This window comes from Tengunoibacter tsumagoiensis (assembly GCF_003967535.1).
Lineage (GTDB): Bacteria > Chloroflexota > Ktedonobacteria > Ktedonobacterales > Ktedonobacteraceae > Tengunoibacter > Tengunoibacter tsumagoiensis.
In genome coordinates this window covers 3,514,564-3,527,606 of the sequence record NZ_BIFR01000001.1, presented here as the reverse complement: position 1 = coordinate 3,527,606, position 13,043 = coordinate 3,514,564, and the positions used below count along the sequence as shown (strand labels likewise).

The 13,043-nt window shown below is 51.4% G+C and carries 8 protein-coding genes; 6 read left to right on the top strand and 2 right to left on the bottom strand.

Going from position 1 to position 13,043, the window contains the following annotated elements; translation table 11 throughout:
• The first annotated feature begins 16 nt into the window (after positions 1-16).
• The 3 genes from EL628_RS13870 to EL628_RS13860 all read left to right on the top strand — a co-directional run bounded on the left by EL628_RS13870 (position 17) and on the right by EL628_RS13860 (position 6,017).
• Entirely contained in the window at positions 17-2,320 is a 2,304-nt protein-coding gene (locus EL628_RS13870) for a serine/threonine protein kinase (protein ID WP_126580530.1), read from the top strand.
• 1,372 nt (positions 2,321-3,692) lie between these two features.
• Positions 3,693-5,033: an NAD(P)/FAD-dependent oxidoreductase gene (locus EL628_RS13865; RefSeq protein ID WP_126580529.1), complete on the top strand. Its 1,341-nt coding sequence runs from the start codon at positions 3,693-3,695 to the stop codon at positions 5,031-5,033.
• A 780-nt stretch (positions 5,034-5,813) separates the two neighbouring features.
• Positions 5,814-6,017 carry a hypothetical protein gene (locus EL628_RS13860; protein WP_126580528.1) on the top strand — a complete coding sequence of 68 codons (204 nt, stop codon included), beginning with the start codon at positions 5,814-5,816 and terminating at the stop codon, positions 6,015-6,017.
• Between the two features lie 179 nt (positions 6,018-6,196).
• On the opposite strand, the gene gnd is transcribed toward EL628_RS13860, so the two are convergent.
• Entirely contained in the window at positions 6,197-7,252 is a 1,056-nt protein-coding gene (gene gnd, locus EL628_RS13855; protein ID WP_126580527.1) for a phosphogluconate dehydrogenase (NAD(+)-dependent, decarboxylating), read from the bottom strand.
• 404 nt (positions 7,253-7,656) lie between these two features.
• Here gnd and EL628_RS13850 point away from each other — a divergent pair, with 404 nt between their 5' ends.
• Positions 7,657-8,658, top strand: coding sequence for a M48 family metallopeptidase (locus EL628_RS13850; RefSeq protein ID WP_126580526.1), 1,002 nt, complete (start codon positions 7,657-7,659; stop codon positions 8,656-8,658).
• Between the two features lie 992 nt (positions 8,659-9,650).
• On the opposite strand, the gene EL628_RS13845 is transcribed toward EL628_RS13850, so the two are convergent.
• On the bottom strand, positions 9,651-10,547 hold the full coding sequence (locus tag EL628_RS13845) for an LOG family protein (protein ID WP_126580525.1): 897 nt from the start codon (positions 10,545-10,547) through the stop codon (positions 9,651-9,653).
• A gap of 258 nt (positions 10,548-10,805) precedes the next feature.
• Between EL628_RS13845 and EL628_RS13840 the strand changes: the two genes are divergently transcribed.
• Both EL628_RS13840 and EL628_RS13835 read left to right on the top strand, forming a co-directional pair.
• Entirely contained in the window at positions 10,806-11,480 is a 675-nt protein-coding gene (locus tag EL628_RS13840; RefSeq protein ID WP_126580524.1) for a response regulator transcription factor, read from the top strand.
• Positions 11,464-12,993 (top strand): sensor histidine kinase, encoded by a 1,530-nt coding sequence (locus tag EL628_RS13835; RefSeq protein ID WP_161975494.1) that lies wholly within the window; start codon positions 11,464-11,466, stop codon positions 12,991-12,993. Before EL628_RS13840 ends, EL628_RS13835 begins: the two co-directional genes overlap by 17 nt.
• Positions 12,994-13,043: the final 50 nt, after the last annotated feature.

Here is a 13,043-nt window from a genome sequence, read left to right as displayed (position 1 = left end):
AAGGATAGAAGCAGGCATGCTGTCTCTAGAGGGCAAGCAGCTCGGCAACTACGATGTGATCAGACGCATCAGAGTTGGCGGCATGGGTGCGGTCTACGAAGGTCGTCAGCGTACGGCCTTCGATCGTCGTGTTGCGATCAAGGTCATTCTAGGCGATTATGCAAAAGATAAAGATATGCGGAGGCGTTTTGCGCGCGAAGCCAGAACGATTGCGCGTCTGCATCATCCGCATATCTTACCCTTAATCGAATTTGGCGACGAGCAGGGCATTCTCTATCTCGTCATGCCTTTTATCGATGGAGGGACGCTGACCAGCTATCTTCGGCGGAGCCTGCCCGACCTTGGGGAAGTCTCTGCGATGTATCAGCAGCTCTTAGATGCCGTCGAGTATGCTCATGAGAACGGCCTGATCCATCGCGATATTAAATCTTCCAATGTCCTGTTGGAGCTGCGCCGTAATGCAGCTCCCTACGTCTACCTGGCCGACTTTGGGCTGGTGCGGACCATGCGGCAGAACGATCCTTCGCAAGCAGGGAAGCCCATTCCTCTGGAACAGGTTCCTGGCACTCCTCACTATATGGCCCCTGAACAGACGCGTGGAATTGTGACGCCCCTGACCGACATCTACGCGCTTGGAGTCCTCCTCTTCCAGATGCTGACAGGCGAGCTGCCGTATAACGATCCAGACGATGTCCGTGTCATCCAGAAGCATCTGTACGATCCCATTCCATCACCCTGCGAGCACGATGCCTCGATCCCACCTGAACTGGGTGATGTCGTGCGCATCGCCATGGCCAAGCGGGCGGAAGATCGCTATCAGAGCGTAGCCGACCTCCGAGCCGCCTTTATGGATGCCATGGAGGGGCCCGACGAGACCCTGATCGAGCGGATCGAACCGGCAGCCCCTATGCGTTCCTCCACCATCCTACCTGGAAGTCGAAAGACCTATCCTCTGCGCTCAGAGGATCTGGCGAAACCGCTCAGCATGCCTGTCGTCGTGCGCAAGAGTGGTCATCTCAATCAGTCAGGCCCTTCGCCGGTCGTGCAGGAATGGCAAGAGCGCCCGCGAGTCACTGGCGAGAACACCACCATGCGCATGCGGCCCCGCATCACCGAAGATCCACTCACGCTTAGACGTCGCAAAAGACGTTTGCCGTTCCAACTCTGGTTCTTACTGATCTTATTGGTCACCACTATTTTACTGGCCTTATTAATTGTTCCTCGCGCCCTCGGCGTCAGTATCTTTCCGGCCAGCGTCCCCATCATTGGCGCATCGCCTGTGGCAACCGTCTACATTACCGCACAGAGCCAGGATCTTCAGGATAAATATCTGCTCACCGCTTCTCAGCAGGTGAAGATGCCCGATCCCACGACCCACAGCATCCCATCCCATACGATCAAAGGAGCGGTCGATAGTACCACCACTGTACCAGCCACTGGCATCAAGACCACGCCAGCCGTTCAGGCGCATGGGACGATTGAGCTCACCAATACAAGCAATGCAGACGTTCAGATCCCAGCCAATCTAGACCTTAAAAGTGCGACTGGCGTCCATTTTCTCGTTTTGCAGGGCCAGACGCTGGCCCCTCACCAGAGCGCATCCGCAGCCGTCGTGGCAATTGCCGGGGGAGCCATTGGCAATATCGCGGCCCATGCTTTAGATGGAACCTGCTGTGCCAATAATGCGGTCAGCGTCAAGAATTCTTTACCCTTTATTGGCGGAATCGATGCACAGAGCACCCATGTGGTGCAGCAATCCGACCTGGATGCCGTCCAGAACGCCCAGTCTGGCAAGCTTCAACAGCAGATCATTCAACAGATTCAAAAACAGTTGAGCGGGGATGAACTCATCGCTGGCACCCCTGCATTTGACACTCAGGTCAGTTCAAGCCTTGCCGTCAACGATGCAGGTGATCAAGTCCAGGTCACCGTCAAAATCGTCGGGACCGCCTCCGTCTACAATCGAGCGCTGGTAGAACAGCTGGCCGGTCAGATCCTGCAACAGAAGGCAGACCAGACCCTGGGTCAACATTACCATGTCTTTATCCGACCAGCGATCACCAGCGCACCCACCGTTGCCCAGGTAAAGGATGGTGTCATCTATCTCAATGTCTCCATCAAAGGAACCTGGATCTACACCCTCAGTCAGCAGCAGATGAGCCGCTGGATTGATCCCATCAAAGGAGGGAGCGTTGCGGCGGCCCAGGCCTATTTAAAGTCTCAACCTGGCATAAGCTCCGTCTCAATCCATCTCCCCTTTGGGACCAGCCAGCTCCCAACCAACGCAGATAACATCAAAATTCAATTAACCCAACAGTAAACGGCCATCATGAATGATGGGCCCCACATGTTTATGCGATAAATCGCTCGTATTGCGTTATTACATGATGAGGCCATTGGGGATGATGGGGTGAGGGTGGAACATGGTGGAGTGGGTCCCCGCGGCCATCATAAATGATGGACCCTACATGTTTAGGCGATAAATCGCTCATATTGCGTTATTACATGATGAGGCCATTGGGGATGAGGTGAGGGTGGAACATGGTGGAGTGGGTCCCCGCGGCCATCATGAATGATGGGCCCTACATGTTTATGCGATAAATCGCTCATATTGCGTTATTGCATGATGGACGCGGATTATTTTGGTCATTATCGATTATTGCAAAGAATGTAAACCTCCGTTTTTGCGAACAACATACATTCTTTAAGAGACCCATCCCATCATGATGGCGGTAAAACGTCCCCTTCAATCCCATACCCCTCATCTACCATTGTGGAATAAATTGCGTATAAAGGGCGATTTATCGCCTAAACATGTGGGGCCCATCATTCATGATGGCCGTGGTGAGCCACCATACCATGTTCCTCCCTTATGATGGGCGAGGGTGAGCCACCATACCATGTTCCTCCCTTATGATGGGCGAGGGTGAGCCACCATACCATGTTCCTCCCTTATGATGGGCGAGGGTGAGCCACCATACCATGTTCCTCCCTTATGATGGGCGAGGGTGAGCCATCCCACCATGTTCCTCCTTTATGATGGGCGAGGGTGAGCCACCCCCACCATGTTCCTCCCTCATGATGGGCGAGGGTGAGCCACCCCACCATGTTCCTCCCTTATGATGGCCGTGGTGAGCCACCATACCATGTTCCTCCCTTATGATGGGCGAGGGTGAGCCACCCCACCATGTTCCTCCCTTATGATGGGCGAGGGTGAGCCACCCCCACCATGTTCCTCCCTTATGATGGGCGAGGGTGAGCCACCCCACCATGTTCCTCCCTTATGATGGGCGAGGGTGAGCCACCCCACCATGTTCCTCCCTTATGATGGGCGAGGGTGAGCCACCCCACCATGTTCCCCCTCATGATGGCCGTCGGGACCCCTTGTGACTCCATCAACGGTCTCAGCTCCCATTATTTTTTATGCAAATGTTATTATAGTGGCCAGAATCATTAAACATCGGGTTGCATTTATGGAGCATTCGCCTCATAATAGAGGGAAGAAAAGTCAGCTGGCAGGCGCTAATTACTTTCCTGTGACAAGTAGAGAATAGCGCAATTGGATGAGCAATATGGCTGCCATGACGGACTGAATAATAAGATACTGTCTGTACCCGTCCTTTGAACGAAGATGTCTGGGATCTTATGGGATTATCAGTAGACAAATAGGTATCTGGAAAGACTGTCACAGTATGAAAACAAACGCATCTTCTTTATCTAAAGAGCAATTAGCAAAGCTTCCTCATGTAGTCATTATTGGCGCAGGCTTTGGAGGTTTACAGGCGGCCAGAGCGTTAGGGAATGCACCTGTTCGCGTGACTGTTATTGACCGGACTAATCATCATCTTTTTCAGCCGCTTCTCTATCAAGTAGCCACAGCTGGCCTCTCCCCTGCGGATATTAGCGTTCCGATTCGTCATGTGTTGCGGAAATATAAAAACATTTCTGTTATTATGGATGAAGTTACAGGTATTGATGTCGAGGGACGTCATGTCCTGATGGATGATCTCTCTCTCTCTTATGATTATCTGATTGTTGCGACAGGCGCGCACGAAAACTATTTCGGGCACGCGAAAGAATGGCGTCCACTGGCTCCAGGCCTTAAATCGCTTGACGATGCACGCGGCATTCGTCGGAAGATCCTGCAAGCGTTTGAGACAGCTGAACTGGAGACAGATCCAGAGCGTATTCAAGAGCTGCTCACCTTTATTGTCGTTGGTGGAGGTCCTACGGGCGTCGAGATGGCCGGGGCTATTGCTGAAGTTGCCCATAAGACACTGGCCTCAGAATTTCGCCATATCGATACATCGATGGCTCGTATTATTCTTGTCGAAGCCCTCCCACGCATTCTGGGAACCTTCCCCGAGAGCCTGGGCCGTAAAGTGGTGAAAGAACTGACCCACCTGGGAGTCGATGTCCGTTTAAATACGGCACTAGAAGCCATTGACGAGCATGGTGTGATCGCGGCTGGACAGCGTATTCCGGCTCACACGGTCATCTGGACGGCAGGTGTGCAGGCCTCACCAGCAGGTACCTGGTTGCAGGGCGAAGTTGACCGGGCGGGTCGCGTCAAAGTTCAGGAGGATCTCACCCTGCCAGGACATCCAGAGATCTATGTCATTGGCGATACGGCCAGTGCCACTCAAGATGGTAAGCCCCTGCCAGGCGTGGCACCTGTAGCCATGCAAGAGGGCCGGTACGTTGCGAAGTCAATCAAAGAGCGTGTACAAAGCACGAAGCAGCCAGCCCCCTTCCGCTATAAAAATAAAGGGTATATGGCTACAGTGGGACGCGCTTACGGCATTGTGGATCTGGGCTTCCTGCACATCACCGGTTTCTTAGGCTGGATCATGTGGCTGGGCGTGCATGTCGTTTATCTGATTGGTTTCTCGAATCGTATCATTGTGATGCTGCAATGGGCATGGGCCTATCTCACGTTCCAGCGACGAGCTCGAATCATCACCTATGTTGCCGATTCGCTGCCCCTCGTGAAACCGGAAGAGGCTCCACGCCAGCCCGTACAGTCTCGATAAGGTTTGCCCATCTCCTTCCTCAATGTGAAGCTGCATGATGTGAGCCCCTCCATAGCTCATCGTCCCATTGAGCCATGGAGGGGCCCACACAACGGAGCAGGACGAGAGGAAAGAGACAAGCGACTTTCCCTACTTTACATGTTTTTATATGCGAAAAATACTTCGATGTGATAAAACAAGTAGGGAAGGTCGCTTGTCTCCTTCCACAATCGTGAAGCTCCGCAATGCCAGCCCCTCCATAGCCTCTGTTCCCATTGAGCCATGGAGGGGCTCACACAACGGAGCCGGACGAGAGGAAAGAGACAAGCGGCTTTCCCTACTTTACATTACTTAATAGGGAAAAGAGACAAAAAAACCTCATTCCACCACCATTAACCTCCGCCATGACAGCCTTCTCTTATCTCTCATCTTGCTATCAATATTCAATTATGCCATTAAGCAGGTAGCATTCTGTGTTATGATCTGCTATAGTGTATGGCAGAGCAAGGAAGAAATAACGAGACGTCTCAAAGTGTTTTCATAGATGGTATGAACTATGAAAACACTAAACTAGAGCACACATACAATAGAGATCCAATGCGAGCACGCAATGACTGCCTGCTTGCACCCCGAGAGAGCGCAACCGCTTTGAGGGCGCTCAGCTTCGGAAGTCGAGTCAACCCTCTTGCACCAATGAAGGTAGCAGGTCTGTTCCTCACCAATCACAGGCTTCGTCATTTTTCAGACACGATCGTTGTCTTCCATTCGCAATCATTTTTAAGTTTCCTAAGGAGCAGTCTCATGAGTGTGTCACCTGACGTCATTGACCAGAGTGGTTTTCAGTCCCATCAATTAGTCACCTGGCGCTATCGTGACGGGAATGTGCGTATGCCAGTTCCCGCCGTTGTTGTTCGCCAGCTGGGAAGCCTTGTCGTGATCAAAGCCCGTATCCAGGGCGTCACGAAAGAGTATGAAGTAACACCAGATCAGCTTGACGTCCGCTAATTGACCACAAACATCTGATCGATCATTGCCAATGAAGCAGGCGCCTGAGTAAACGTTGATGCAAGGAGTTCACCCTCTTATCTTCAGAAGAGTGATCTGAGCAGGAAAAGAAACAGGTGCCGAGGATGAGAATAAACCATCCTCGGCACCTGTTTCTTTTTCCTGAGAAGGTGAGCTAACTAACCTTCAGGTGTATTTTTATCGATCTTATGTGTCTCTTCCGTCTCTACGTGACCACCAAACTGGAAGCGCATGGCGGACAGCACCTTATTCGCGAACTCATCCTGATTGCGCGAGCTAAAGCGCTCATAGAGAGCGGCTGTCAGAACGTGAGCTGGCACGCCTTCGTCAATGGCAGCGGCAATGGTCCAGCGACCTTCGCCGGAGTCAGCCACGCGGCCCTTGAAGTTCTCCAGGGTTGGGCTCTGCAACATTGCATGGGCAGTCAGGTCGAGCAACCATGATCCGATAACGCTACCACGGCGCCAGAGCTCGGTTATATCGGTCAGATTGAAATCGTACTGGTAGTATTCAGGGTTGCTGAGAGGAGCCGTCTCGGCATCCACCGTCTGAGTATTCAGGCCAATATTGGCATGGCGCAGAATATTCAAGCCCTCAGCATAGGCAGCCATCACACCATACTCGATGCCATTGTGAACCATCTTCACAAAGTGGCCAGCACCATGAGGACCACAATGGAGGTACCCCTGCTCCGCTGTTCCAGTGGTGATCTTCTCACGCCCTTCAGTGCGAGACGCAGCCTGGATGCCTGGGGCTAACGTTGAGAAGATGGGATCAAGACGCTTTACAATCTCATCCTCACCGCCAATCATCTGGCAGTAACCGCGCTCAAGTCCCCATACTCCACCGCTCGTTCCCACATCCAAATAGTGAATCTGATGCTCTTTCAGCATCTTTGCGCGACGAATATCATCATGATAATATGAATTGCCGCCGTCGATCACCACGTCATCGGGTGAAAGAAAAGGCAAGAGATCGTGAAGTGTTGCATCCACCGAGGCTGCGGGTACCATGAGCCAGATGACGCGAGGCTGGGCAAGCTGTTTTACCAGATCTTCTAAAGAAGAAGAACCCCGAGTGATTGCGCCATCCTGTAATGCCCCCTGAACGGTCGTCGTGCGGCGAGCATAGCCTACAACGGTATGCCCATTTCGTAGCAACCGTTTTGCCATATAAGCGCCCATACGACCAAGACCAACGAGACCAAGTTCCATATCTATATCCCTTCTGCATATCCCTTCTGTAATTGAGAACATGCCTGAGCGAGGCACAGCCTGTTAGCGAGGCTATTCCTCTTTTTCTGAGACGCGTATGAGTAGAGTGCTTTGCAGCGCTCTCTTCTTTAACGTTTGGTTTGATTACAATAGTGACAACAAACCTGATCTATTGTACCATTTGCGCGGCAATTCTGCATGTCCCTGAAGAGGGAATTTTTCGTCTCTTTTCGTCTCTGGTGGATAATCCTCTCTCCGGTAACGAAAATTGGCTATATAAAGTGTGCATAAGTCGTTTAGGCAGTGTATAATAGGAAGAACTGTGAACTACTCATATCGTGCATAGATACAATTTACATAAAAACAGTGAATACCCCTCTAGTGGCAACGACAAGGAGCTATTTATGTCCACTGTCCAGCCGAAGGAGCGTCAACGTTTCCCTGGTATTGATCCCATTGCGCTCCAACATCCATACGATCGCGCAGCCCTTACAGCCTTACAGAAGGTGCCAGGATTTGATATCGCCGTTCGCAAATTTCTCGAGATTCTTCCCGAACGCATTGCCTACATTCAGAATATTGCTCAGAGCATTCGTGTAAGCTCCAGGCAGTGCCCCAGATTGTATAGCTTATTGCAGGAGGCCTGTGCTATCATCGACGTTCCAGAGCCGGAGCTCTATATTGCTCAGATGCCAATGGTCAATGCCTACACAAGCGGCCATGATCATCCCTATATCGTCCTGCACAGTGGCCTCGTGGACCTGCTGAGTGATGATGAGGTGCTAGCCGTCATCGCTCACGAATTGGGGCATATTAAGGCCGGGCATGTGCTTTACAAGACGATGGCGCGTAGCATTGGGGTCCTGCTAAGTATCCTGGGGGATATGACGTTGGGTCTGGGACGTGTTGTTGGTCGTTCGCTTGAGATTGCCTTCCTGGAATGGGATCGCAAGTCAGAGTTTACTGCCGACCGATCGGCGGCTCTTGTTGTGCAAGATGCTGACGTAATGGTCTCTGTCATGATGAAGTTGGCCGGTGGAACCCTGATGCAGCGAGATCAGATGGATACGAAAGAGTTTCTGAAGCAGGCCGACCTGTATGAGGAGATTGATATTAATGCCCTTGACCGGCTCTATCGTCTCTTAATGGTCACTTCTGTGAGCCATCCTCTGACGGTTGTACGTGCTCGTGAGAGCGTTAACTGGTGTGAGAGCCGTGAGTATCGAGCCATTCTGGACGGCAATTACCCTCATGTGCCAGGTTCCGCACCACGTAATGGGAAGAGTAATGGCTATGGTCCCCATAATGAGGCCACTGATCAGGCTAAGACAATCTTCTGCCCCCATTGTGGTCGCGAGCAGGCGAATCGCCGTTTCTGTAGTCTGTGTGGCTCATCTATCTATTAGGTGTTGTTGAGCCTGGTCGAATATAGACGATTTTGCATATCATACAATGTAAAGTAGGGCGTCTCTTTCCTCTGGTCCGGCTCCGTTGTGTGAGCCCCTCCATGGCTTAATGGGAACAAAGGCTATGGAGGGGCTGGCATAGTGGAGCTTCGCGATTGAGGAAGGAGACGCCCTACTTGTCTTGCTGCTCTGTGCATGAAAAAATATATGATACACTTTCAAGTAGGGAAAGTTGCTTGTCTCTTTCCTCTCGTCCAGCCCCGTTGTGTGAGCCCCTCCATGGCTCAAGTTCTCGTTGGGTTATGGAGGGGCGACCATTGGTGGAGCTTGACGATGGTGGAAGGAGACAAGCGACCTTCCCTACTTGTCTTGTCATATTGTGAACGAAAACATATATCATGAACCTTCAAGTAGGGAAAGTTGCTTGTCTCTTTCCTATGGTCCCATTCCGCTCTGTGAGCCCCTCCATGGCATTGTGTCCAATGGAGCTATGGAGGGGCGACCATTGCGAAGCTCCACAATTGAGGAAGGAGACAAGCGACATTCCCTACTTGTTATATTGCTCCATGCATGAAGAAGAGTATAATGTTCCTTCAAGTAGGGAAAGTTGCTTGTCTCTTTCCTATGGTCCCATTCCGCTCTGTGAGCCCCTCCATGGCATTGTGTCCAATGGAGCTATGGAGGGGCGACCATTGCGAAGCTCCACAATTGAGGAAGGAGACAAGCGACATTCCCTACTTGTTATATTGCTCCATGCATGAAGAAGAGTATAATGAACCTTCAAGTAGGGAAAGTTGCTTGTCTCTTTCCTATGGTCCCTTTACGCTCTGTGAGCCCCTCCATGGCTCAAGTTCTCGTTTGCCTATGGAGGGGCTCACAGAGCGGAGCTCCACGTTTAGGAAGGAGGCGCCCTACTTGATTTCCTCTCTCATACACGAAAAAACATAGTATGTCGTGTCCAGGAGGGCGTCTCTTTCCGCGCTCCGGACTGGCTATCTAATCGACTTTTCTCGATGTAGTTTCGGATTTTCGCGTTCCTGGAGATAACTCTCATGATAGGCATCGCAGACCAGCTTGCAGATCTCCTCTGGATCATCGGAGACGCGAAGGAGAGCAGCATCGGCCTCTGAGATATTCCCTTTTTTGAGCATGGTGTTGTTGATCCAATCGATCAGACCACCCCAGTATTGGGAATCATAGAGAATAACCGGGAAATTACTTACCTTTTGAGTCTGAATCAGTGTCAGGGCCTCAAACAGCTCATCCATGGTTCCAAAGCCACCAGGGAAAATGATAAAGGCATTGGAGTATTTAATAAACATGGTTTTGCGCACAAAAAAGTAGCAGAAATCCAATGAAAGATCCAGATATGGATTGGGTGATTGCTCAAATGGGAGCTCAATATTACAACCAATAGAGACATTATCCCCCTGCTGAGCCCCTTTGTTGGCTGCCTCCATGACACCGGGCCCGCCGCCCGTGATGATCCCAAAGCCAGCTCTGGCCAGGAGCTCTGCTGTTTTGATGGCGGCTGCGTAGGACGGGTCATTGGGTTTGGTACGAGCGGAGCCAAAGATAGCAACTGACGGTGGAATGTGGGCCAGTGCATCAAAGCCCTCCACAAATTCGCTCATAATACGGAAAACGCGCCAGGGGTCCGTAATCGTAAAGTCGAAATGCATCGCACGCTCAAGCGCGTGCTCCTCTTGTTTGATATGCTCTTGTGAGGGAACCTCATGGGGATGAAAGAGTGGTTGCGTTGGTCGGCGCAATAGACGTTCATCTTCCGTAGAGGCACGCCCTTTGCTATTGGGAGAACGATAGCGGTCAGTGGGTTTTTTTACGCGGCGGTTGTGGTTGGTTCCATTATTCTTGCTGTTGTTGCTCATCTGCACTCTGCTTCTACATCTATGCAAGGCCTTTTCATTTAATAGTCTGTACAGTATATCACGTATCTCAACGAATAGCGAGTGTGTTCAGATTGAACAACTCTCAGTTTCAATTCAGTCTGCTCTCAGCTTTGATTTAACTTCTTATGCGATAGTTGGTTTGATGGATTGCTCTCATCTTAAGGGGGTCTGGTGTGTGGTAATCTGTGTCACAGTAGGGAGAAGCATGCAGGTACAAGAAGGTGAGAAGAAGGAAAGATGAAAGCTCATATTCTGATTGTAGATGATGATCCCAGGATTACGGATCTCGTCCGTCGTATTTTTGCCTATGAGGGATATAGCGTAGCCGTTGCGATGAGTGGAGATGCGGCGTTAACCCGTATGCTCGAGCGGGCTCCTGATCTGATTGTGTTGGATGTAATGCTGCCAGGTCTGGACGGCCTGGAGGTTGTGAGCCGTTTGCGGATGGCTGGCGATCGGGTCCCTGTGTTGTTGCTGACGGCTCGCGATGCTGTGGCCGATCGCGTCAAGGGTCTGGAGATAGGCGCGGATGATTATCTGGTCAAGCCATTTGCCCACGAGGAGCTCCTGGCTCGCGTCAAAGCTCTCTTGCGCCGTAATCAGACCGAGCGCAATGAGGTGCTGCATTTTGCAGATGTTGAGTTGGATACAGGAACTCGCGTTGCCCATCGTGGGGGGCGCACAATTGAGCTTTCACCGACAGAATATGAGCTCCTGGCCTTATTCCTCAGACGTCCGCGACAGGTACTGACGCGTGATATTATCATGGATCGAATCTGGGGCCTGGATTTTGAAGGGTCATCCAATATTATGGAGGTCTATGTAGGCTATCTCCGTACAAAATTAGAGGGCGATGGCGAGCCGCGCTTGCTGCATACGGTTCGTGGGATTGGCTATGTCTTCAAAGATTAACCGGCTGCTCTTTAGCTGGCCTCCACGATCAGTGCGCCTGCGTCTGCTGCTCCTTTATAGCCTTCTTATGATGGCTACGCTCTTTATTCTCTCTGTGGTTGTGCTGTGGTTGACGCAAAATCAACTCAATCAAAGCGTTGATCATTCCATTGAGACGCAGGTGCGTATCGCACTGGTTGATACCACCCAGGATCTCAAGGCACAGAAGCCCTATTGGCCAGATCATATTCCATTACAGGCTGTCGATGCGTACCGTGAGCCAGGCGTGGTTGTAGAGGTTGTGGACAGACAGGGGGAGCTACACGCTCTGTCTAATACAGGCGGCCAGCGTATTCCTGTTGGAGAGCAGCAGTTGCAGATGATAGGGGATGGACAGACGATCTGGATGACGATCTTTTCTGCTGGTCGTCATATCCGCGTTCGGGGTGTTCCAATCTATGCTCCACTTCAGACTGGATCGTCACCATCCTCGCACCAGCCGGTGATTGGCGCGTTACTGGTTGCTAAATCATTGGAAGATGTGGATGTGACGATGATTCTTCTGCGTACTCTGCTGGTCATATCCAGTATCTTTACATTTACTGGTGCCCTGGTCGGTGGGTGGATGCTTGCCAATAGCCTGCTCAAACCATTGTCAGATATGGCGAAGACTGCTCGAGAGATTACTATTGCCACCGCAAGTGGCACGCGGATTGGCAATCTCAGTCTACGCGTCAAGCGTCCGAGTGGTGATGATGAGATTGTGGAAGTGGTAGAGACCTTTAATCAGATGCTCAGCGATTTAGAGAGTGCGGCCCAACTGCAACGCCGGTTTGTGGACGATGCCTCCCATGAGCTGCGTGCTCCTTTGACTACGGTACAGGGAAACCTCTCGTTCTTACAGCGACATATGGAAGAGCTTCCGGTTGAGGAGCGGCGCAGTATGCTTACCGATGCTTATGGGGAGACCCTTCGCCTCTCGCAACTGGTTGAGCAGCTGTTACTGCTGGCCCATGTTGATGCGGATCAGGTCTCCCCACAGCTTCCGCCACAGCCAACTGCTCATCAGCCTCTCGTCGAGGTTGATCGAGCTGTCTTGCATATTGTGCGTCAGCTCCGTGGGCGTTTGGAGATGGACAGTGCCATGAAGAAGAGCCTGGAGATTGAGCAGATTGATCCAGTCCGCGTCCGAGGCGATGAGGAGAGTATTCGTCGTATTATTTTGATCTTATTGGATAATGCTCTTAAATACACGCAAGAGAGTCAGCAAGCTCGAATCAGTATCTCATTAATTCAACAGGGGCCCGAGGCGCTCTTACGTGTGCGGGATACTGGTATTGGTATCGATGCAGAGGACCTTCCTCATATTTTTGAGCGCTTCTATCGTGCTGACCGCGCGCGTTCCCGCCAGGATGGAACCGGTCTGGGCCTCTCTATTGCCCAACTGCTTGTGGAGCGGTTAGGGGGACGTATCGGTGTGAAAAGTCAGCCAGGTGTGGGAAGTACCTTTAGTGTCTGGCTCCCGCTGGCGTGAAGAAGCGAACGAAACGTCTTTTCTCAGTTTCAATTCAGCAAAAACACAGG

Excerpts from the sequence above, each read along its gene's own strand:
- EL628_RS13840 (WP_126580524.1), top strand. The coding sequence starts at position 10,806 with ATGAAAGCTCATATTCTGATTGTAGATGATGATCCCAGGATTACGGAT.
- EL628_RS13845 (WP_126580525.1), bottom strand. The coding sequence starts at position 10,547 with ATGAGCAACAACAGCAAGAATAATGGAACCAACCACAACCGCCGCGTA.
- EL628_RS13865 (WP_126580529.1), top strand. The coding sequence starts at position 3,693 with ATGAAAACAAACGCATCTTCTTTATCTAAAGAGCAATTAGCAAAGCTT.
- gnd (WP_126580527.1), bottom strand. The coding sequence starts at position 7,252 with ATGGAACTTGGTCTCGTTGGTCTTGGTCGTATGGGCGCTTATATGGCA.
- EL628_RS13835 (WP_161975494.1), top strand. The coding sequence starts at position 11,464 with ATGTCTTCAAAGATTAACCGGCTGCTCTTTAGCTGGCCTCCACGATCA.
- EL628_RS13870 (WP_126580530.1), top strand. The coding sequence starts at position 17 with ATGCTGTCTCTAGAGGGCAAGCAGCTCGGCAACTACGATGTGATCAGA.
- EL628_RS13860 (WP_126580528.1), top strand. The coding sequence starts at position 5,814 with ATGAGTGTGTCACCTGACGTCATTGACCAGAGTGGTTTTCAGTCCCAT.
- EL628_RS13850 (WP_126580526.1), top strand. The coding sequence starts at position 7,657 with ATGTCCACTGTCCAGCCGAAGGAGCGTCAACGTTTCCCTGGTATTGAT.